Source organism: Desmonostoc muscorum LEGE 12446 (assembly GCF_015207005.2).
Lineage (GTDB): Bacteria > Cyanobacteriota > Cyanobacteriia > Cyanobacteriales > Nostocaceae > Nostoc > Nostoc muscorum.
Genome location: NZ_JADEXS020000001.1, coordinates 6445105 through 6466599, shown reverse-complemented (window position 1 = coordinate 6466599; position 21495 = coordinate 6445105). Strand labels below are relative to the sequence as shown.

General features: G+C 38.8%; 18 protein-coding genes. 11 read left to right on the top strand and 7 right to left on the bottom strand.

What is annotated here, in order from left to right; genetic code table 11:
- Window positions 1–172: 172 nt before the first annotated feature.
- From IQ276_RS27060 to IQ276_RS27045, 4 genes are all read right to left on the bottom strand, one after another.
- Window positions 173–2749 (bottom strand): DNA translocase FtsK, encoded by a 2577-nt coding sequence (locus IQ276_RS27060; RefSeq protein WP_193918484.1) that lies wholly within the window; start codon window positions 2747–2749, stop codon window positions 173–175.
- 25 nt (window positions 2750–2774) lie between these two features.
- Window positions 2775–4874: an ATP-binding protein gene (locus IQ276_RS27055; protein WP_193918482.1), complete on the bottom strand. Its 2100-nt coding sequence runs from the start codon at window positions 4872–4874 to the stop codon at window positions 2775–2777.
- Window positions 4875–4929: 55 nt separating this feature from the next.
- On the bottom strand, window positions 4930–5763 hold the full coding sequence (locus IQ276_RS27050) for a transcription factor RcaD (RefSeq protein WP_193918480.1): 834 nt from the start codon (window positions 5761–5763) through the stop codon (window positions 4930–4932).
- A 175-nt stretch (window positions 5764–5938) separates the two neighbouring features.
- Window positions 5939–6247 (bottom strand): TIGR03792 family protein, encoded by a 309-nt coding sequence (locus tag IQ276_RS27045; RefSeq protein WP_193918478.1) that lies wholly within the window; start codon window positions 6245–6247, stop codon window positions 5939–5941.
- Window positions 6248–6384: 137 nt separating this feature from the next.
- On the opposite strand from IQ276_RS27045, the gene IQ276_RS27040 reads away from it, so the two are divergent.
- Together IQ276_RS27040 and IQ276_RS27035 are read left to right on the top strand one after the other, a co-directional pair.
- Entirely contained in the window at window positions 6385–6711 is a 327-nt protein-coding gene (locus tag IQ276_RS27040; protein ID WP_190877715.1) for a phasin family protein, read from the top strand.
- Window positions 6712–6789: 78 nt separating this feature from the next.
- Window positions 6790–7341: an FKBP-type peptidyl-prolyl cis-trans isomerase gene (locus IQ276_RS27035; protein WP_190877713.1), complete on the top strand. Its 552-nt coding sequence runs from the start codon at window positions 6790–6792 to the stop codon at window positions 7339–7341.
- A 258-nt stretch (window positions 7342–7599) separates the two neighbouring features.
- Here IQ276_RS27035 and dnaB read toward each other — a convergent pair whose 3' ends face one another.
- From dnaB to gloB, 3 genes are all read right to left on the bottom strand, one after another.
- Window positions 7600–8979 carry a replicative DNA helicase gene (dnaB, locus tag IQ276_RS27030; protein ID WP_193918476.1) on the bottom strand — a complete coding sequence of 460 codons (1380 nt, stop codon included), beginning with the start codon at window positions 8977–8979 and terminating at the stop codon, window positions 7600–7602.
- A gap of 165 nt (window positions 8980–9144) precedes the next feature.
- The gene (gene rplI, locus IQ276_RS27025; RefSeq protein ID WP_193918474.1) at window positions 9145–9603 is read right to left on the bottom strand and encodes a 50S ribosomal protein L9; all 459 of its coding nucleotides are present in this window, start codon (window positions 9601–9603) and stop codon (window positions 9145–9147) included.
- A gap of 278 nt (window positions 9604–9881) precedes the next feature.
- Entirely contained in the window at window positions 9882–10682 is an 801-nt protein-coding gene (gene gloB / locus IQ276_RS27020) for a hydroxyacylglutathione hydrolase (protein ID WP_235116012.1), read from the bottom strand.
- A gap of 392 nt (window positions 10683–11074) precedes the next feature.
- Here gloB and IQ276_RS27015 point away from each other — a divergent pair, with 392 nt between their 5' ends.
- The 9 genes from IQ276_RS27015 (at window position 11075) to IQ276_RS26975 (ending at window position 21018) form a co-directional block, all read left to right on the top strand.
- Window positions 11075–11917: a glycosyltransferase family protein gene (locus IQ276_RS27015; protein ID WP_193917364.1), complete on the top strand. Its 843-nt coding sequence runs from the start codon at window positions 11075–11077 to the stop codon at window positions 11915–11917.
- A gap of 25 nt (window positions 11918–11942) precedes the next feature.
- Complete coding sequence (locus IQ276_RS27010; protein WP_193917366.1) at window positions 11943–13109, top strand: glycosyltransferase family 4 protein; 1167 nt, start codon at window positions 11943–11945, stop codon at window positions 13107–13109.
- A 22-nt stretch (window positions 13110–13131) separates the two neighbouring features.
- Window positions 13132–15381 carry an ABC transporter ATP-binding protein gene (locus tag IQ276_RS27005; protein WP_193917368.1) on the top strand — a complete coding sequence of 750 codons (2250 nt, stop codon included), beginning with the start codon at window positions 13132–13134 and terminating at the stop codon, window positions 15379–15381.
- A 4-nt stretch (window positions 15382–15385) separates the two neighbouring features.
- Window positions 15386–16603, top strand: a complete 1218-nt coding sequence (locus IQ276_RS27000) for a glycosyltransferase (protein WP_193917369.1) — start codon at window positions 15386–15388, stop codon at window positions 16601–16603.
- Window positions 16604–16663: 60 nt separating this feature from the next.
- Window positions 16664–17623 carry a glycosyltransferase family 10 domain-containing protein gene (locus tag IQ276_RS26995; protein WP_193917371.1) on the top strand — a complete coding sequence of 320 codons (960 nt, stop codon included), beginning with the start codon at window positions 16664–16666 and terminating at the stop codon, window positions 17621–17623.
- A 3-nt stretch (window positions 17624–17626) separates the two neighbouring features.
- Window positions 17627–18601, top strand: a complete 975-nt coding sequence (locus IQ276_RS26990) for an Npun_R2821/Npun_R2822 family protein (RefSeq protein ID WP_193917372.1) — start codon at window positions 17627–17629, stop codon at window positions 18599–18601.
- Window positions 18602–18604: 3 nt separating this feature from the next.
- On the top strand, window positions 18605–19495 hold the full coding sequence (locus IQ276_RS26985; RefSeq protein WP_193917374.1) for an Npun_R2821/Npun_R2822 family protein: 891 nt from the start codon (window positions 18605–18607) through the stop codon (window positions 19493–19495).
- Between the two features lie 16 nt (window positions 19496–19511).
- A complete protein-coding gene (locus tag IQ276_RS26980) occupies window positions 19512–20540 on the top strand; it encodes an Npun_R2821/Npun_R2822 family protein (RefSeq protein ID WP_193917376.1) in 1029 nt (342 codons plus the stop codon).
- Between the two features lie 244 nt (window positions 20541–20784).
- Window positions 20785–21018 carry an EF-hand domain-containing protein gene (locus IQ276_RS26975; protein ID WP_193917378.1) on the top strand — a complete coding sequence of 78 codons (234 nt, stop codon included), beginning with the start codon at window positions 20785–20787 and terminating at the stop codon, window positions 21016–21018.
- Window positions 21019–21495: the final 477 nt, after the last annotated feature.

Below are 21495 nucleotides of genomic sequence, written 5' to 3'. Positions count from 1 at the left end.
GTTAAGCATTTCTTCCTTCTCTCTGCGTTCTCTGCGCCTCTGTGGTACCCTGCGGGAAGCCGAAGCGTCTACGTTAAAAAAAATTGACCTTCACAAAGAGTTTTACCCTTAACTGAACCGTATTGCCCTAAAACCAGGATTCGAGTATTCAATATGACTTTTGTAGTATCTTCTATGCTGATGGCAGTTGAATATTTTTGACAAATAAGCTTTGTAAGCGGTATATTTGAGCGCCTATTTGGTAGAGTAAATCGCCTTTGCCCAATAGATAAGCTGCTGCTGTTTGTTTTCCCCCCAAGACGATCGCAGAGTCTGCTTCACTAGCGGTACGCAGAGCAACTCGTCCTGGTAGGTTTGAGCGGATTATTGGTGTAACAACCTTGGCTTCTGGGCGTTGAGTGGCAATAATTAGATGAATTCCTGCGGCTCGTGCCATTGCTCCGAGTCGTTTAATACTTTGTTCTAGTGATGTGCGGATTTCTTTTTCTGCCATAAAGTCTGCATATTCATCAAAAATGCAGACTATACGAGGTAAAATCTTACTGGAGCGTTGATTGTAAGTACTTAAATCGGCACACCCAGCTTTTTCAAACTGGTGGTAACGCGATTCCATCTCTGCGACTAATTCATCCATCAGTTCGATCGCGCGATCGCCATCCTTAACAACTGGCGAATACAACCAGGGCATTTTCTCAAACTCTGGAAATGTGACTCGCTTGGGGTCAACTAGGGCGATTTTCAGATATTGTGGGGAATGACGATTGAGGAGACTGAGAAGGAGCGATCGTAGAAATTCACTCTTACCACTACCAGTTGTACCACCAACTAAAAAATGACAAGTATTCGCATCGGATAAATCTGCTTCTACCAACTCTCCTTCGATACTCACTCCAATTGCAATTTTTATAGGTACTGTTGGAGGTAAAAATTGCGGCTGAATATACTCTTCAAAACTCGCAATTTGCCTATCTGGACGTGGCAAATCAACGCTAACATAACCAGCTTGTGGAGTAATTAAAGGCGCATTAGCTAACCCTAGCTGTACTTGTAAATCATTGGATAAGCGAAGAATTGAGTTAACACTCACACCTAGATGCGGTTTCAACTTTACCCTAATAAAAGCCGGCCCAAGAATAGAACCTTGATAATCAACCTTAATTTTAAAAGATTGTAAAGTAGTAACCAACTCTTCACCAATAGCATCAGCATTAACAGAATTTCTTCTTGTGGGGTGGGCATCTTGCCCGCCATTATTCTCATCTTCTGATATTAAACTAGATACTTGAACTACAACAGGCGAAGCAAAAAAACTCTTACACTTTTGCTGTTGGGGACAAATTTCGCATAGATAAGGCTGAGTTGTTGGCGGTGGCGAATTAGGATGAGGTGATTCCCAAGTCAGCCATTGCTGCATCTGGTGTAATTTATAGGGAATCAATTGATGCACGTTATTTTCTAGCTGTTCCCAAGAATATTGATACTCTTTAAATTCTGGCAAAACACAATAAACCGCCGAATCAACTGCTACCTTTTTCTGATGCCAAAGCATGTAACTATAAAGAGCAACTTGAGCCAATTGTGCTGATGGATCTACTGGCCGATAAGTTTTGAATTCAAGCACACACAAACGCTTAATTTCAAAATTATAGACCAAGCAATCAAATTCACCTCCTACCCTTTGTTGTGTGCCATCAGGTAGCTGAAAATAATGCTCAAGCTTACGTTCTTCAGAAACAAAAGTGTTGCGAATAACTGCTTCTGCACTACAATAACGTCGATTGACAACAAGTAATTCTGCAAAGCGTCTGATTAATCCTTGCAATCCTTGCCAAACTTTGTACAGTGGTTGCGCTGCACTTGCATCTTTTTCAACAGCTTTTTCTAGATAAGTAGAAAATTTAATTTCATAAAAAAGCTGTCGCAGACGAGAGTCAATTTCCTCAATATTTAATTGAGATATACTAGTTTGGAATATTTCTGTAAATCTTGATTCACTAACAGCTAATTTGATAAAACTATCAGCTAATTGATGAAAACTATTACCAATACCAATGTGATTATCTGGTGGTATGAATAAAGTATTACCGCCAAATTTTTGATGTAAATAAAATAAGCGAGGACACTCAAAAGCGACTCTGACTTTAGTAGCTGTTAAAGATGTATTTTTGGAGTCATGAGGCATCATATTAAAAATATTATTTACAAAATTAGGGTTATAAATTTCTAATAAACGGCGATGAACAGCAGCCAAATATACTGTATCCATCGCCGCATAATGTAGCTGCTTTTCACTGAGAGGACGCTTTCCCCAGTCGCTTATTCCTTCTTCTGTATCTACATGAGAAAATCGACAAAGTTCTGTTGCTAGAGTTTTCAGTTTTAAATTGGATGTTTGTAATGTTTTGAGGGTAATCTTTCTTGCTAGCTTCAGAGTACAGGTAATATGTTGTGCAGATTTTTCACCCAAGTACTTTAAATCAAAACTTGCATTGTGAAATACCTTCTCAATTTGCGAATTAACCATGATTTGCTGAATAAAGAATGCAATCAAATCAGGTTTATCCAACACATCAAGAATATAAGCAAACTTTCCTGTAGAGTCTGCGGGTTCTGCTAATATCTGAATTAATGATAATCTGGGATAAGAGGTATTCCAATTAGCTACTTCTGTATCTAGCCATAGCACTTTAGCCAAGGCGAATTTTGCAATTTGTGTCTGGATTTCAGAAGCTTTTGTTAGGTAGTGCATTGGCTAAAGCTTGATTAACATTTATCTAGTTAGTGAGTAAACGGATTAACTGATCTTCCAACTTAGATTTAGGGTTAATAATTTTTACTTTATTTTCCTGACATAATAAGTCAATTAGATGTTTAGTTTCAGTTTCTTCTACATAAGAAAATTGACTAACTCCCTGTGAGATTAAAGTAGGTACTCCCATATAACCTTGAGTTTTTACTAAATTCAACAAGAAATCTTTAACTGGTCGTAAATCTTTAGTTTTATTTACATTAATTTTTTCAGGTTGTTGCTTGGCAAGAATTCCTAAATCTTGCAATAAAGTACATTGTTCTAAAATTTTAGACTCACGGATTAAAGATTGTAGTGCTGATAAAGTAATAGCTTTACCAGCAACAACTAATTCCTGAGCAAGTGAAGAATTAACTAAGCTATGGTATGTCGCTAAGTAGTGAACGGAAGCAAGATTTGGTTTGAGGTGAATATGCTTAGTGCCAGTGAAAATCTGACTATAAATTTGATTACCAACGAGTTTTGCATTTCCTACACTTGCAATTCTAATTAAATATAGAGTTTGACAAAGATTGTTCTGAATCGCTCTTTGACAAGCATTCATCACGTTATAAAAACTATTCATATTAGCGTCTTCTGTCCAGACTATTCCTATATTTTCTCGCTTAGATGGCAGTTGATAACTTAACGAATAGCTTGCATAAGTACCACTGATTAGTTTAGGCTTAATTGTCTGTACTTGTAATGCCTCTAAAGTTTCTTGCACCATCCGTATGAGGTCAGGTGCTGCTAAAAGAGAAATTTTAGCTATCTTATCCTGAACTTTTTTATATTCTTGCTGCCAGATTAATTGAAACTCAGCCTGTTCTTTTTGTTGATCATTAATATTTGGAGGAAAATCATTTTTTACTATTTTAATATCTATTAGTCGTGGTTGACCTTTTGACTGTTCTGGCGTCTTTGATGGTATATTAATTACTATAATTTCTTTCAATAGAAAAAGTTTATATTCTTGATACTCTAACCTGCCAATAATAAACGCAGTTCTTGGCATAGTTTTACCACCAGGAAAATTTTCCTGTAACAATTGTCTATTTAAGGGAAAAATAGGTAAATCAGGCTTAGGATTAGCTTGTTGATGTATACTTTGTAATCGATAAGCCCAAAGTGCTTCTGCTTGATTCAAATTAATGGGTTTTAGTGATACTAATCGATCGATTCTGGCTTTGTCTGACTGTTGAATGTAACGATAACTTTGCTTATAACCATTGGTGACTATACTGATAATAATTAGAAAGTTTTTGAGATTTTCGCTATGGATAGTAGTATTTATATTAAATAAAGGTTGAGGATTAGAAGTCCAATTTGGCAAGGTTTCAACTTGGTCAAAGCATAAGACAATCGGTTGAGTTGCACTAGAAATTTTACCAAAATTAGCTAAAATATTCTTTGCTGCGTCTTCTGCATCAATGCAGTGTCTAAGTCTCAAAGCTTGCATTGATTCTTCGCTTAAATTATCTCCTCTTAACCATTCACAGGCTAAAGGGTACAGTTCTGGATCTGTCAGATCGTGTAACACTCCAAAAAAAACATCAGGATTGTAGATACCTGCTTTTAAATAGGTCTTTTTAAGATGATTAATAAACTTTTGGCGATCGCCTAATAATAATTGCCAAAAGCTATCATTAAAAAGCTGCTTTTTCAGATTGGTTTTTGTGAAAATAGATAAATTTTTCAGCCACAGTATTAACTGAGACTCTTCCTGTCCTTCTGGTACTTGAATTAAACTATCAACTGTATTCCTTAGCAGATGACGCCACATGTAATCGTTATCAACCCAAGGCCCTATATAAGCAAAAAAGGCTTTTGAGTTAAAGGTGTGTTTTAGTCTACTTAAAAGATAGCTTTTGCCAGAACCAGCATCACCTACAAGTAAAACAGTACGACTACGATTATCTCTAGCTACTAAATCGAGAAATCCTTCAATTTCTGTTATTGCTTCTTGATGAATTGACTCGACCACAGACTCTAATTCTTGATTTTGACCCCAAAAATTACCCGTCTTCAAATTTACTAGGTCAAACGGGTTAACCTCGCGTTTAATAATGTCGTTGATAGATGCCATAATTAATTCGGATAATTGAGCAAACTTAATTTTGATGAAAAAAGTGTATGTATTGTTAGTTCACAGTGATAAAGAACAGCGAACCACCCACCTTTTGTAAAATTCCAGCATCAATTTGTTCTGGAGTGTAGGGTGTCGGATCTAATAGGGAACTCAAATCAATTCGATCGCTCGCTTGCAAACGATATAAAGCCTTATCTAATTCATCCCGTGATAATGGCGGTTGTAATTTTTGCCGCAGATGGAAAATGGGCAAATAATTGTCAGTACCCTTTTCTCGGTCTAATTTCTCAATAATTTGTAAAATTTCTTCATCACTGATTTCTTTATCAGCGGTATTGATGGTAGGTAGCGCAGTAGAAACTTCCTCTGGCTTCACCCGCAGAGTTTTTCGTAAAAAGCGTAGGTAATTACCCAGCAATTCCAAGCTGAGGACTGGGTTAGAGCCTTTGTTGGGGCTGTAATCATCCCGTAAATACTCAATTCCTCGTTGGGTTAGCCAAACTTCAGCTTTTGCCTTTTTAATTCCTCTTTCAGCTTCAATCAAACCCCGATCGCTCAATACCTCCAATATCGCATCTCGTTCCGCAGCTTTCGGTGAAGTGATTTTGCTGGGAGCGATTTTAGCCGAAGCATTACCGATCTTCTCTAGTACCTTGAGTTCTTTATCTGCGATGGGCACTTGGCCTGGATCTTTGAGTACCGCTTGACCAGGCGGTAAAATTTTAACTGTGGTAATCTCGCGGGTATAGTCTACCAGCTCGCGATCGCCTAATGCTTTACAAATTTTATTTTTCTCAGTCTTAAAAGCATCAAAGGCGTTAAGCCCTGCTCGATAATCGGTAAATCCCAATAACTTTAAGAGAAACTTTAACTCGTTAGTATCCATGTCAGTAGTTTTACCTGTATGTGAATCAGCAATACTGTAGCTCGAAGATAAAAAATTTACACATTCTTTATCGTAGCTATAATTAGTGCCAACGACTACAGGTTGTTAAATAATATATTACAACCAGCATCTAGCTGAATACTTGTTGTGGGCTAAACTTTGTGTAGTAGCGACTCTAGTCAGCCAATCCTTTTAAAACTTGATAGTTTGCAGACTCCACAATTGGGTAGAACTTTCCTAATGCTTGGACGAACTTAGCTTCAATAGCTTCTAATTCTTGTTCGGGTATTCCATCCAAGTGTTCAAAAGTTTCCCAACGAATGATGAAGATAACTTCTGAGGCGTCGTTGGGGTTGAGCCAAACTTCTTTACCAAGAAATCCAGGATACTCAGCCAGTGCTGTTGTCCAAATTTCTGCATCTTTCTGGATAAAATTTTCCTGGAAATCAGGGGCAACTTTAAACTTGAGGAGTTCTATAACCACGTTCTTTGATGCCTGCCTCCGGCAATTTGCCAAAATAGAGGTGTAGGCTAGAGTAACTACGCTTATAGCATAGCTCGATCGCGTACACTCAGGAGCTAGGGTCGGCTGTTTGAAATAAATTTAAGAGGATAGGGAGTATGGACAGCAACAACAACTGGTTGCAACAGCTAATGATGGTGGGTATTGGTACAACGTCTTTAGTTGCAGAAAAACTGCGGGAAGTCAGCGATGAATTGGTCAAGGATGGTAAGCTCAATCCTGAACAAGCCAAGGCGGTTATAGATGATATTGCCCAGCAGTTAAAGTCAGAGCAAGGAAACTGGGATGTCCAGATGCAAAGGCAAATGCGAAATATGATGCAGGATTTGGGGGTGGCTCGTCAGTCGGAAGTGGACGAACTTCGGGGTAGAATTGACCGTTTAGAGCGTCAAGTGCGCGATTTAGAAAATAAGCTTTGGCGTTAGGTTGTCCTTTCTGATTTAAACTAAATGTGTCCTGTTGGTAATGTTTTTACCAGGCTACCTAAGTAGGGAGAACTGATTTTGAAACCAATTTTCCTGAGTGTGGCGTTCATGCTGGTGTGTGTTGTGCTTTTGGTTGTGGGGCAAATAAGCAGTAAACAGAATACTGCCATTGCTGACCAATTAACCTCAACGCCTCCAGCGGCCACAATTCTAACTGAAAACAATATCTTAATTGCGAGTCATATTATGTCTGATGCCGATGCGGTAAACACCCCCTCGTCTGATGCCAATGTCGTAACCACCCCCTCTGGATTAAAATACGTTGAGTTAACAGAGGGGACTGGGGCGACTCCTGAACGTGGACAAACGGTAGAGGTTCACTATGTCGGCACCTTAGAAGATGGTACTCAGTTTGATAGTTCACGCGATCGCGGTCAACCTTTTAAATTTAAAATCGGCCTCGGCCAAGTAATCAAAGGTTGGGACGAAGGACTTAGCACGATGAAAGTAGGGAGTCGTCGTCAGTTAATCATCCCGCCAGAGTTAGGTTATGGTTCTCGTGGTGCTGGTGGCGTAATTCCGCCTAACGCTACCCTGCTATTTGATGTGGAATTGCTAGGAGTTAAGTAGGGATTGGGTACTGGGTATTGGGTATTACAGCAGATTGCAACTTGCTGAGGTACAGATAATCGGGCGTTGGTGAATTGCGGTATGAATCCAGGTGTAGAGACGTTGCAATGCAACGTCTCTACAAGGATTTTGATATCATGCACAATCGTTTTCATACATGAAATCAGCAACGCCGATAATCGTAGGGGCACAACATGTTGTGCCCCTACCCGTGTACGTCAATATTTATTTCCCAGTCCCCAGTCCCCAGTCCCCAATTCAAAGTTTAAGATTTTGAAACTTGGTAAACTGTGGATTGAATAAAAGTTTCACAGTACCTGTAGGCCCGTTACGGTGTTTAGCTATTATCACTTCTGCAATGCCGCGATCGGGAGTATCTGGAGAGTAATATTCGTCTCGATATAACATGATTACTAAATCTGCGTCTTGTTCGATCGAACCTGATTCTCTCAAATCTGACAACATCGGGCGTTTATTAGTACGTGCTTCCACACCCCGACTCAACTGAGATAAAGCAATAACTGGTACAGATAATTCACGCGCTAAACCTTTGAGTTGACGCGTAATTTTTGATAATTCTTGTACGCGATTATCACCTGCACCTTCCATTAATTGCAAGTAATCTATGACAATCAAACCCAATATTCCTTGTTCTGCTTGCAGTCGCCTTGCTTGACTACGCATTTGTGTAACAGTAATATTGGGCGTATCGTCAATATAAATTGCCATCTCAGAAAGAGTACCAATAGCACGGCTTAAAGGTTCCCATTGTGTTTGGCTAAGGCGTCCACTCCGCAGATAACTACTTTCAATTTGTGCCTCGCTGGCTAAGAGACGTTGTGTCAGCTGTTCTTTAGACATTTCCAAACTAAAAACAGCAACTGGTAGTTTTTTCCGCTGGTCAATATTATTATCACCCTTGATATTAATTTCGTAATTGGCAATATATTGTGCAATGTTCATCGAAAAGCTGGTCTTTCCCATTGCAGGTCTAGCAGCAACAATAATTAAATCCGAACGCTGAAAGCCGCTGGTAAGAGCATCTAAATCGTAAAATCCGCAGGGAATTCCAGGTAAGGCAATGCCTTGATTTCTATCTTCAATATCCTGGAAATTATTAATTAGAGTATCAGAAATATGAACTAAACCTGATTGCGGACGCTCTTGAGTAACGCCGAAAACTTTCTGTTCTGCTTTGTCTAAAACAATTGGTAATTCGGTTTCTGTTTCATAACCAAGATGCACAATTTCATTGCCAGCTTTAATTAATTCTCGCCGCAGGTATTTTTCCATCACTAACCCTGCTAAGGCGTCAATGTTCACAGCTGACACTGTGCGGTCTACCAAAGTTGCTAATTTATTTCTCCCACCAATACGCGCAAGTATTTCATGGTCAGTTAGCCAACTTGTAACTGAGAGCAAGTCTGTGGGTTTGCCTTGTGCGTGGAGCCTGATTGCTGCTTGATAAATATCTTTGTGAGCGCTAATATAAAAAGCTTCGGGAACCAGGCGATCGCTAACTCGACTAATCGCTTCTGGATCTAGCAAAATACCACCCAAAATCGCCTCTTCCGCCTCGATATTTTGGGGTGGCAAGCGATCGCTACCATCACCTTTAAAACTCAGTTGTTCAGCCATAAAACGATTTTAAGTTTTGAGATGAAAGGTAGTAGGGAGTGGGGAGTAGGGAGTAGGGAGTAGGGAATTCTGAGTGCTGAGTTAGGAGTTAAGAATTATTCTCCTCATCTCCCTCATCTCCCTCATCCCCCTCATCTCCCTCATCTCCTTCATCCCCCGCGTAACTTAACTAGCCACGACTTGAATATCAATTTGCGCTGTTACTTCTGAGAACAGCTTGATTTCAGCTTGATAAGTACCAAGGTGGTTAATATCGGGAATGGTAATACCACGGCGATCTACTTCTTGACCGGTGGCTGCCTTAATTGCGTCTGCAACATCTTGAGCGGTAATTGTACCGAAAATAGCTTCGTTTTCACCAACTTGTTTGGGAATTGTCAAGCTGCCAACTTTTTCTAGAGATTCTTTTTGCTCAAGAGCTTGTTGCTTGAGTTCTAATTGCCGTTGACGCTCTTGTTCCCGACGGCGTTCTACTTGCTTGAGAATACCAGGAGTGGCATGGGTTGCCAATTTCTGAGGAATCAGATAATTACGAGCGTAGCCAGGAGCTACTTCCACTAAGTCGCCAGATTTGCCCAGCTTGCTGATATCCTTATTTAAAACTAACTGCACGCGCTTCGCCATCGTTTTTCGTTTTTCCTGTAAGATATGATTAATTTGGGTTTCGCCAGAATACTCCACAATGTCAGTGCCGTATTAAGAGCGGCTTCGCCTATACCCTAAAGCTTACAGATCCTAGCGAAACGCAGGGGGCGATCGCAACTATTCGAGTTAGAAAGTTGAAGGGATTAGGGACTGGGGACTAGGGATTAGGGATTGGGTATTGAATATTGGGTGGGTATTGAGAAAGTATTCCTTATTTATTTCCTATTCCCCAGTCCCCAATCCCCAGTCCCCAATAACTAAAAGTTATCTCTCATTTCCCGTATCCGTGCAAAGCTTTGGACTGCATCGCTCTTGTTAACAGCTGATTGTAATGACGGGTGATCCCAACGTAAAAAGGGATTGGTGCGTTTCTCGACTCCCAGCAGCGAGGGTATGGTGGCTTCTCCTCGATTCCGATAAGCCTGGACTTGATCGAAGTACTTTTGTAAGTCTGTGTTGTTGCTATCGAGACTGAGAGCAAATTTCAGATTTTTTAAAGTGTATTCGTGGGCACACCAGACGCGTGTATCATCTGGTAATGAGCGAATTTTGCTTAAAGAATCTACCATTTGTGTCGGCGTTCCTTCAAACAACTTACCGCAACCTCCAGAAAATAAGGTATCGCCACAAAATAATTCGCCCGTCTCACCAGATTTTTCAGGGGGAAAGTAGTAAACGATATGAGCGCGAGTATGTCCAGGAACGAAGATTACTTCAGCTATGCGGTCTGCAAACTGCACGCGATCGCCTTGTTGCAAAAACACCTGCTGTCCGGGAATTCTACCACGATCCTCGGCTCCCCCATAAACTATCAGTTGGGGGAATTGTTCCATCAACCGCTTGTTACCACCCACATGATCGTTATGATGGTGGGTGTTGAAAATCGCTACCAAATCAGCCTTTAGTTCTGCCAGTTTCTTTAATACTGGTTGAGGCTCCGCTGGATCGACAACAGCAGCGATGTTTTGTTGGCGATGTCTGCCGACAAGCCGCTCCGCGTCTACGTGTAACAAAAATATATAGTTGTCTGAGAGTGCTTCCAGACGGATTACTTGCATTACCTCTGTCTCCCTTACAACATAGATGTTTAGTATTGAGTAGCAATCCTACATTTAAGTAAGTAATAGTGCTACCTGCACAAGCTATATCAAGTATTTATACTTGATTAATTATAGCTCTAATGCAACTTTAACTATGATAATATACAACCGTGCTTTTACGGTAATTATACTTAAAAAAAGTCAACTTCAGATGAATTTATCAGTAAAATTTCTCTGGGAAAATATACAAATGCAAAGTTAGATTTATTTTATTATTTTTGCTTTTAAAAATCAGAAATTATCCAGTTGATATTTTATCGTATTTGGCTATAACGAAAACTAGAGCAAAATTTCTGAAATTAGATACATAGCCTGAATCCTTACCTACAAAATAATTATTAGTTGAATTTATGACAACAGAAACTAGAGGATTTATTACAATTTTAACTGGACTTTACCCTTTTCAAGATTGTATTCATTTCCTAGCTGCGGTTAGAAAGTTTCATCAGGAACCAATAATTATTTTAATTGACCAGGTTCCACCAGTTCTCTATCCTTTGCTCAAGGCTTTCAAAAATGTAATTTTAAAGCCTGTCCCCACGAATGAAAATACTGTTTTAGCATCACGGCAAGCAAAACTGGCTCTCTATGCTGCTTCTGAATTTGATAAAACTATTTACCTAGATTCAGATATTTGCTTGCTTTCCGATATCAATGACGTATTTGAGTATATGGATGAATATGATTTCTTATTAACTGAAGATGTGCAACCTTCTATTGCAAAAGCTACAAATTTATTGCGTGGTAAACAAGAAGAACTTTTGCCTAATGTCTTGCCAATTCTGCAATCTTTAGGGTTACCTTTGCAAGCGGATAGCGTGCAATATAATGGCGGTTTTATAGCTTTTAGGAAAACAGAAATCAACCAGGTATTTTTTGATAAATTTCAATATTATTTTGAGATTGTCAAAAATAACCAAGATAAATTGCTTTTAAAAGACCAAGGGGCTTTTGCTTCAGCGATCGCATCTGTACGCCCCCACATGAAAATACTACCACCTACCTATAATTATCTCAGTAAATGGCAGGATGCTTATAACGTTGAGGATCAAATAAAAGTCCTTCACTGTACATATCCTTATCGACCCCAGTATGCTAAAAATATTACTCGTTCCTTATACACAAGGATTTTTGATAGATTGGCTAAAGTATTTTTACCGAATCAAATTACAAATCCCTGGCGGAAAAAATAACTTATAAATAGGAAAACAGGTGGTAATGAGAGAAAAATTAAGAATATCACTGCTGGTCTGGAATTTATCAACTAACGATGGGTTTATTCGTGCATCTTTATTAAAAAAAGCCCTGATTAGCTTAGGGTATGAAGTGCAAATATTGGGTTTTATATTTGGTCAAGAGTTATACAAAGCAATTTCTTCTGAAGATCAAGTTTATGCTGTCAATGGCTCAAATTATCCAGGTTTTTTGAAATCTATTCGTCAAATTTTAAAAAATATTGATGGAGATATTATTTATGCAATCAAACCTCAGCCAGCAAGTTTTGGTGTTGCACTATTAAATAAACTCTACAGCAAAATACCAGTAATTTTAGATATAGATGACTGGGAACTTAGCTGGTATGGTGGTGACGAATGGCGTTATCGTCCTACACTCAACCAACTAGCTAGAGATTTACTTAAAAAAGATGGAGTTTTGAGGAAACCTAATCATCCTTTGTACTTGAAATGGATGGAAGGTTTAGTGAGTCAAGCTAATGCAGTAACGGTACATACTAACTTTTTGCAGCAGCGTTTTGGCGGTCACTATGTTCCCAACGGTAAGGATACCTCCTTATTTGACCCTGCTCGATACAATTCTGAAGAAAGTAGAAGTCGTTACGGTTTATCTGAATATCGAATTTTAATGTTTCCTGGCGCACCAAGACCTTATAAAGGTTTAGAAGATGTTCTCATAGCACTGGATAAAATTAATCAGCCAGATTTAAAACTGGTGATTGTCGGTGGCAGTCCTTATGATAATTATGATGAACAACTTCAACAACGATGGGGACGCTGGATGATCAAATTACCAAATTATCCAGCTGATGTTATGCCTGATTTAGTAGCGGCTGCTCACATTGTAATTGTTCCACAACGAGATACTCCAGAAACCCGCGCTCAATTTCCCTTGAAGTTGACAGATGGTATGGCAATGGCTAAACCTGTATTATCAACAAGCGTTGGAGATATTCCCCAAATTTTAGGTGACACTGGTTATTTAGTCGAGCCTGGTTGTCCCGAACAACTTGCTGAAAAAATTCAATTTATTTTTCACAATTTAGAGTCAGCAAACGCTCAAGGTATTAAGGCAAGACAAAGATGTGTAGAACACTATAGTATAGAGGCTATGGCTTCTACACTCAAGTCAGTAATTGCCCAGTTATGAATCATATTAATTAAAATACCCCATGTCTACCAGAAAACTACTACTAAGATTCGCAAAACCCTATCCAGGTTTGATTCTGCTGACAATATTGTTAGGATTTTCTGGAGCTTTATTTAATGGGATTAGCACAGCTTTAATTGTGCCGATAGTTTTAAAAATTGTCGGACAAGAAGTAGATTTAACTACTGCGCCTCCCATCCTCAGAAGGATGATATCTCCATTTGATAATACTCCAGAAAATTATCGGATAGGAGTAATGGCTGGGGCAATTATATTCACAATTATTTTAAAAAATTTAGCTACTTATGCTAGCGCATTAGCATCGAGTTCTCTAACTCGCAAGCTGACAGCGGATATGCGAGAATCAGGATTAAAACTATTACTAGAAATTGATATAGATTATTATGCAAAAACGAAAGTTGGTGATTTAATCAACCGTCTTGGTGGAGAAATTGGACGTGCTGCTAGTGCTGTAGGTAGTACAGTTAAAATAGTTATTTTGGGAATCACTATTTTAGTTTTTGTTGGTTTATTGCTGTCAATCTCTTGGCAGTTAACCATTGCGGCTACGCTGTTGTTGTCGTTGGTGACCTTAGTCAATCAGTATGCTATTTCCCGTTCTAAAATTTTTGGGAAGATGCTGAGTGAGATGTCGAAAGCATATTCAATTTCTGTGCTGGAAACTTTGAACGGAATTCGGTTAGTCAAGGCCACAGGAAATGAAGAAAAAGAATACGAACGGATTAAAAAATTAATCCGCGATCGCGAATTAGCAGATTTCCGATCTCAGGTTAACTCAGAAGCAATCACACCCATAGGTGAGGTGATGGGTATTACAGCTTTGTTGCTGATTGTAATTTTGAGTAAAACTTTCTTTGCTAATGAAATTTCTTCGCTTTCTACGGTACTTCTGACATATTTATTAGTGTTGCTGCGAGTATTACCATTACTTTCTCAGCTAAATACTATTCGCAGCAACTTTGCTAGTACCGCCGCCAGCGTGGATGTAGCAAATGAATTTTTAAGTTTGGATGATAAGCCATTCATGGGCAACGGTAAGCTTCCCTACACAAAATTACAAGAGGGAGTATCTTTTAATTCTCTGTGTTTTGCTTACCCTGGTCATGAAAAGTTAGTCCTCAAGGATGTAAATTTATATTTACCGCGTGGCACGACTTTAGCATTAGTAGGCGGTTCTGGTGCTGGAAAATCGACCATAGCAGATCTTTTGCCGAGATTTTACGATCCGATCGCTGGTGCTATTACTATTGACGGCATCGATTTACGGCAATTTGATGTGGTATCCCTGCGTAGGCGCATGGGAATTGTTAGTCAAGATACCTTTCTTTTTAATGATTCAGTAAAAAATAACATCGCCTATGGGTGCCCTGAGGCGACTGATGATGAAATTATTACAGCCACCAAGCGGGCGAATGCTTATGAATTTATTAGCAAATTACCTCAGGGATTTGACACTTTAATTGGCGATCGCGGCGTTATGTTATCTGGCGGACAAAGGCAAAGATTAGCGATCGCCCGCGCATTAGTGCAAAATCCCGAAATTTTGATTTTAGATGAAGCCACCAGCGCTTTAGACACCGTTTCCGAACGCTTAGTACAAGCTGCACTCGATGAACTCAGCCGCGATCGTACCACATTAGTAATTGCTCACCGCCTTTCCACAGTCCAAAAAGCCAATCAAATTGCCGTATTAGATCAAGGACAAGTAGTAGAAGTAGGAACCCATGAAGAACTTTTACAAAAAGGTGGTTATTACTCACGCCTCTACTCAATGCAATTTGCTGAACGTCCTGAAAATGTTGCCAAACAAAATCAAAGCTTACTCCGCATCTCCCACGAAATTCGCACCCAATTAAATTCGATGATTGGATTTTTGCGCTTATTACTTGATGATTTGGTAGATGATGCCGAAGAACGCCAGGAATTAATTGAAGACTCTTACAAATCAGCTTGGAGAATTCTCAACACCATTGATGTTTTTGATGACGTTATTAACTCGCAAATCAGGGGGCAAATCCTTTCAATTTCCGACCAAAATCAGAATGTTATCAGTATTCATTATCAAACTTTTAATCAAATATCAGTTGAATTTCGGACTTCTTTGAATCTCATTATTAGCTCTCTCCGCTCTCTATCAGATAATTTGATATACAGCCTCGAAGAACAAATTCAATTTATTTCTGAAAGTTATGAATCTGCTATATATTTGCTGGATAACTTAGAAAAATTTGAGGATAATATTAAAGCCTAAAATTATGAAAAATGGTAATAATAAAAAACACTATATTTACTTCATTGGGGAAGAACTGCCCCAGCCAGAGGCTCATTTAGTCCAATCTACAAATGCTGCTAATGCCGCCGCCAACTTGGGTTATTCCGCAGTTTTGGTATACCTGGACAAAAAAATAAATCCCAGTAACCTAATTAATTTAGCGCGTCCTTTTCAACCGAAAAAAACACCAACCGAACTTATTAAATATTACAACCTCCATGACAAATTAAAAGTTGCGCCCTTACCGATGCCTTGGCCAATTGACCATTTCCCCAGCAAATTCACCGATTCTAACACCATCGCCTGCAAATATTATTTACCCTTTCACATACTTCCAACTACCAAAATTGTCCACAGCCGCAACTGGAATTTTATCAAAGCTGCTATTAAAAATGGTGTTCCAGCAATTTACGAACATCACCACCACGAAGAAAAACCATTTGAGCCAGAAATAGTCAACAATCCGCTGTTACAAATTACCATCACAGTTGTAGAAACTATCCGCGAAAGCATGATTAAAAATGGTATGCCGCCAGAAAAAGTGATTACGCTGCACAACGGTTTTAATCGCTTATTTATGGAGCGACAACCACAAAAAGCAGCAGAATGGCGTCAAAAGCTCTTGCGAGACGAAAGCCAAAAATTAGTAGTTTATGCAGGAGCCATACAGCAATTTAAAGGTATTGATGTATTAATTGAAGTAGCTCAAGAAATGCCAAATGTGCAATTTGCCTGTGCAGGCGGTAAACCAACAGAAGTCGAATACTATCAAAAATTAGTCAAAGAAAAACAAGTTCACAACATTAAATTTTTGGGTTATGTCTTACAGAACGAATTAGCATCTTTGTTACAAGCAGCAGATGTTTTAGCTCACCCCCATTGTTCAGGAAAAGCCGCAACTTTTACATCTCCCTTAAAATTGTTTGACTATTTCGCCTCAGGGACTCCCATCGTTGCTACAGAAATTCCATCATTAATTGAGTTCCAAAATACCCAAGCCATAGCTGCTTGGTGTGAACCAGATAACCCCAGCAAATTTGCCGAAAGTTTAAAGCGAGTCCTAGAAACTCATCCCCGAAAAATAGAAGGTTACCCAAATAGCATCGAATTTGTAAAACAATTCTCTTGGGAAAACAGAGCCGCAAAAATCCTAAATTACGTCGATAAATCTCTACTTCAACCGCTAGAAAAACCCATCTAAACTCCTCATTCCTCTCGGCGCCCCTGCATGAACCAACAAATTATTATTTCCAAATAACAAATGACGATGAAAACAGTAGGAATGATTAGCAGCTATCGAGGTTTAGAAACTAGAGCCGATTGGCTTTGGCAGCAAACCCCCCATCAATTTGGAATTTGGGGCAATATACAAATGCAAGCCCTAGCAGCAAAACCAGATTTTTTGCTAATGTATCAATTTGATTTTCCCCAACCAGCGCCGCAACAATCATGGTTTGATCGCTTCCGCAAACGCCAGCAAAAATCAGCCGTTAATCTTGATTCTCTCCTGCGTGGTGTCAACAAAGAACGGATTATTTATCTACTAAGAGAACCGCCCTTAGATGAAGTTTTAGAAATCAATAATCATAATTATCAACAAGCCCAAAAATATTGCGGTTACATTTCTGGTCCTGATGATTTTGCCCCTATTCCTGACTATATGCCCGCTATTTGGTATCATTCAAATACATTTCAAGATTTAAATGAAATGCCACCTCCCCAAAAAGTTGCCCCATGTAGTTGGATTACTTCAGGAATTAACCGCACAGCCAACCATCGCCAGCGTTTAGACTTTTTGCAATCTCTACAATCGAGTGGTATTAAGTTTGATTTGTATGGGCGCAATTTACCAGAATGGGCGAAAAAATCAGGAGAATTGGGTAATAAATGGTATGGCATGGCACCATACTATTACAATTTAGCAATTGAAAACTATGCTGATAATAATTGGTATGTAAGTGAAAAACTTTGGGATAGTTTACTGGCTTGGTGCCTGCCAATTTATTATGGTGGCCCGGCTGCTGATAAATTATTACCACCGGGTAGTTTTTTAAGATTGCCCAGTTTAGATGAAAAAGGCATTGCTTATATCCAAGAAGTGACAGCAACGCCTGACTTTTGGTATCAGGCAAAAGATGCGATCGCCGAAGCACGTCAAATCATTTTACACAAATTAAATCTGCTTAATTGGTTGTCAGACTTTGTTGTTCAACACTCATAAATTATGAATGGTATTTGTACTCTTGCTAATGATTATGTTTTCGATCAACTGGTAGCTTTGCTCAATAGTATTGATGTGATACTAGGCAAAGAAACCCCTGTCTGTATCTATCCTTTTGATGACCAAACACAACGCATTGCTGAAGAAATAGCTAAACGTCCCAATGTATTTCTTTTCGACGATCAAGAATCTATCAAGCGCTGGGATGAATTTATGCTAGAGGCTAGTCCTGCTAGTATGAACAAACATAAATATAGAATTTATGGTGGTCATCGAAGATTTTGTGCCTTTGATGGGCCATTTGATAAATTTGTTTATTTGGATGCTGATACTATAGTGATGAATTCACTAGATTTTGTTTTTGATAGATTGAATCAATATGACTGTGTTGTTTACGATTTTCAGTTTAAATACCCAGATAAAGTTTATAACGTCAATTCCTCCAAATTATTTAAAGTTTTTCCTGAACAGCGCATCTCTAAAGAAATATTTTGTTCTGGATTTTATGCTTCTAAAAAAGGTTTATTTAATCAAGAAAAAATAGCAGAATTATTATCTTATTTAAGAAATGGAGAACAGGAAATTCTCTATTCTACAGGAGACCAGCCAGTTCTCAATTATATGTTTATGCGTTTGGGTATACCCATTTACAACTTTGCTCATCATTTACCAAATAATCAGATCACTGGATGTACTGTCACTTCTTTACATTTTGAGGAAAAAGAAAGAATTTTGTATGACAAAGGTAATCGATTAACTTACCTTCATTATATTGGAATTCCTCCTACAGTTAATCAAGCAGTATGCGCTGGAGAAAATATTGAGTTTCCTTATCGAGATTTATTTCTTTATTATCGTTACCTACATGAACCAGAGAAACTTCCCGTATTTAAACATCCTCCCAAACACTATAATGCTTCACCACCAAATTTCCTGACTAGGACTTTGAAAAAACTTAAGTTAATTAAACAAGGATAATTTATGAGCAGGGGAATTTATATCGTTGCCAATGATCGAGTTATCGATAATGCGATCGCCTTACTTAATAGTATTCGTTACTATGACCCAGAAGTAACAATTTATCTCATACCTTTTAATGAAAATTATCACAAGGTAGCAGAGCAACTTAGTACCTTACACAACGTGCAAATTTTCCCCGATTTAGAATTTATTGATAAATTTACCCAACGCATCGGCGAAATTTTTGATCGAGATTTCCTCGCCTTACCCAACAAAATGCGTAAACTAGTGGCGTGGTTTGGTCCTTTAGATGAGTTTATTTATATTGATACAGATATTGTAGTTTTTGAAAAAATTGCTGACAATTTAGACAAACTTGCAGAAGTCGATTTCTTCTGTTGTGATTATCATCACGCCAATGACAAGCTGCGAAATATTTTTTCGCCATTAGTCAAAGAACAACAAATTTTTTCAGATACCCAACTTGAAGATGTTTTCAACAGCGGTTTTTGGGCTGCCAAAAAAGGAACAATTACCGAAGAACAAATGGATGAAACCTTGCGCGAATGTGCAACGCATCGGGAATATTTTGATTTTTCCGAAGGAGTTACAGACCAACCAATTTTAAATTATTTAGTTCTCAAACTGATTGCCAAACGTGGTAATCTCGTCAAAATTCCTGGAGGAGGGCCTGGTAGTTGGGCGGGTTCACGAAATTTCCAACAGCAAGACTACGCGCTCTATGACCAGGGACAACGACTAAAATATCTACATTGGGCTGGCATACGGATTAAAACTGGTAGCCCCTATTGGGAATTGTGGGAACACTATCGCTATCTTCACGAGGGGAAATTTGCCTTTATTCCCAAATTAACTCGCCGTTTATTTCCCTTTGTCGCTACTCGCACTTAATATCAGGAGTACCCCGATGATTGATGGTATTTATACCCTAGCCAATGATGTCGTTTACGATCAACTAGTTGCTTTGCTCAACAGTATAGAAGCTAATGCAGGTAGAAAAATTCCTGTTTGTGTAATTCCATATAATGAGCAGCTAGACAAAGTAAAGGCAGAGATAGCAGCTAGAGATAATGTCACTTTATTTGAAGATTATGCTTCAATAGCTCGCTGGGAAGAATTTGGTACTCGTATCTGGAAAGCTCATCCAAGAGCATTAAAACTCTGGAGAGAATATGGCTTATCAGAGAATTTTCGTATAGAAAGACATAGAAAACTTTGTTGTTTAGATGGCCCATTTGACAAGTTTATCTTCTTTGATGGAGACACCCTGTTGATGAAACCACTAGATGATGTTTATCAGAAGTTAGATCAATATGATTGGGTTACGAATGACTTTCAATATAAATCAGATTTGAAGTACATTTTTGATTGGACAGAAGACAAACTCCAAGAAATTTTTCATCAAGAAAATATTAGCGATCGCATTTTTTGTTCTGGTTGGTTTGCTTCTAAAAAGAAGATTTTTGATGCTACTACTTTAGCAAATATCTTAGAAAATTTAGAAGCAGGTGAAGCTGATGCACTCGCATGGGCAGATTCCGACCAAACAGTTCTTAATTATTTAGTTTTAAAAAGTGGAATTTCTTACTATAACTACGCCAATTATGACGGCGGTACGGGTTGTCATTGGGCTTCTAAATTTAATGTTGTAGATAATATCCTTTACGCTGAGGAAACACCCATAACATATCTTCACTATATGAGTGTATCTTCGTCAAATTTTACGCGGCTTTGTGCAGGTGAAGATGTTGATATTCCTTACCGCGACGTTTTCTTATACTATCGCTATTTAAAATCACCTGAAAAACGCCCTCAAACCTTTACGCGCCCAAGTCAATTAACACTTCTGCAAAAATCTACTACCAGTTTTATCCAGCAAAAAATCAACAATTTTAAGCTAAACTACCGCAATTTCAAAGATAGAATTACTAAATAAAGATGAGTAAGGACTTTTGGGCTGTGTGCTGACGCATCGCGGCACAATTGTTTTTACATTGTTCATAAATGAATTTATTGGCTCTGTATCCCTTTTGTCTTCGGTCAGATGTAGACCTTGTATCACAGCGTACACCTGATCTAAGCCGCAGCGATATCTGTTTCTACGTCTAAGGATATAAGTTTGTTTAATGTTGACATATTAATGAGATATTAAATTGAAAAACTAATTCAGGTAGAAATTTATGGCAACCGAGCAAGAGCTTCAATCTCTTTTTAATACCTTAGATAACGATCAAGACGGCAAAGTCTCCATTAATGATCTTTTTTTAAGTCCTGGCTTAAGTGCAATCGTCTCATCAGAAACAAATACCAGTAGCCCCCAGGAGTTACTAGTACAGTATGATTCAGACGAAGACGGTAGTATTACCTTTGAAGAGCTAAAGAACGCAGTTGAGAAAGCAAATAATTTAACCTAGCAGTCAAACAATTTTGGATTTTGGATTTGTTCCGCTTGACTTCTCTACGAGACGCTACGCGAACGGGCGGGGCATGTAGCTTGCTTCTGGGTTCGCGTAGCGTTCCGCAGGAAAGGAGTACCGAAATAATCTAAAATCTAAAATCTAAAATTGGCACGGTCAAAAAACCCAATACCAAATACCCAATACCAAAAATCCCTCTCTAGCCCGCGCTAAGAGGGATTTGCAATTTCTAGGTCATTGGTGACTCGCTAGCCCTTCAGGATGACCTTGGAGGTGAAACTAATCGTCGATCGCCCTCCTTGTTCCTTAGACTTCTTGCAAAAGTCCTTATTTTTACCTTATTCTTTCCGCCTACCCTTCTCCTTCTCCTTTCGGAGACGCTGCGCGAACGGAGACGCTACGCGAACGGGAACGGCTTCGCCGAATGCGCCTTTGCGTGAGATAAAAACTTATTTATGCAAGAGGTCTCTTCTA

What these genes read in the sequence shown, in the direction of transcription:
- IQ276_RS27060 (WP_193918484.1), bottom strand. Translation starts at nt 2,749, where the DNA reads ATGCACTACCTAACAAAAGCTTCTGAAATCCAGACACAAATTGCAAAA.
- IQ276_RS27055 (WP_193918482.1), bottom strand. Translation starts at nt 4,874, where the DNA reads ATGGCATCTATCAACGACATTATTAAACGCGAGGTTAACCCGTTTGAC.
- IQ276_RS27050 (WP_193918480.1), bottom strand. Translation starts at nt 5,763, where the DNA reads ATGGATACTAACGAGTTAAAGTTTCTCTTAAAGTTATTGGGATTTACC.
- IQ276_RS27040 (WP_190877715.1), top strand. Translation starts at nt 6,385, where the DNA reads ATGGACAGCAACAACAACTGGTTGCAACAGCTAATGATGGTGGGTATT.
- dnaB (WP_193918476.1), bottom strand. Translation starts at nt 8,979, where the DNA reads ATGGCTGAACAACTGAGTTTTAAAGGTGATGGTAGCGATCGCTTGCCA.
- rplI (WP_193918474.1), bottom strand. Translation starts at nt 9,603, where the DNA reads ATGGCGAAGCGCGTGCAGTTAGTTTTAAATAAGGATATCAGCAAGCTG.
- gloB (WP_235116012.1), bottom strand. Translation starts at nt 10,682, where the DNA reads ATGCAAGTAATCCGTCTGGAAGCACTCTCAGACAACTATATATTTTTG.
- IQ276_RS27015 (WP_193917364.1), top strand. Translation starts at nt 11,075, where the DNA reads ATGACAACAGAAACTAGAGGATTTATTACAATTTTAACTGGACTTTAC.
- IQ276_RS27010 (WP_193917366.1), top strand. Translation starts at nt 11,943, where the DNA reads ATGAGAGAAAAATTAAGAATATCACTGCTGGTCTGGAATTTATCAACT.
- IQ276_RS27005 (WP_193917368.1), top strand. Translation starts at nt 13,132, where the DNA reads ATGTCTACCAGAAAACTACTACTAAGATTCGCAAAACCCTATCCAGGT.
- IQ276_RS27000 (WP_193917369.1), top strand. Translation starts at nt 15,386, where the DNA reads ATGAAAAATGGTAATAATAAAAAACACTATATTTACTTCATTGGGGAA.
- IQ276_RS26995 (WP_193917371.1), top strand. Translation starts at nt 16,664, where the DNA reads ATGACGATGAAAACAGTAGGAATGATTAGCAGCTATCGAGGTTTAGAA.
- IQ276_RS26990 (WP_193917372.1), top strand. Translation starts at nt 17,627, where the DNA reads ATGAATGGTATTTGTACTCTTGCTAATGATTATGTTTTCGATCAACTG.
- IQ276_RS26985 (WP_193917374.1), top strand. Translation starts at nt 18,605, where the DNA reads ATGAGCAGGGGAATTTATATCGTTGCCAATGATCGAGTTATCGATAAT.
- IQ276_RS26980 (WP_193917376.1), top strand. Translation starts at nt 19,512, where the DNA reads ATGATTGATGGTATTTATACCCTAGCCAATGATGTCGTTTACGATCAA.
- IQ276_RS26975 (WP_193917378.1), top strand. Translation starts at nt 20,785, where the DNA reads ATGGCAACCGAGCAAGAGCTTCAATCTCTTTTTAATACCTTAGATAAC.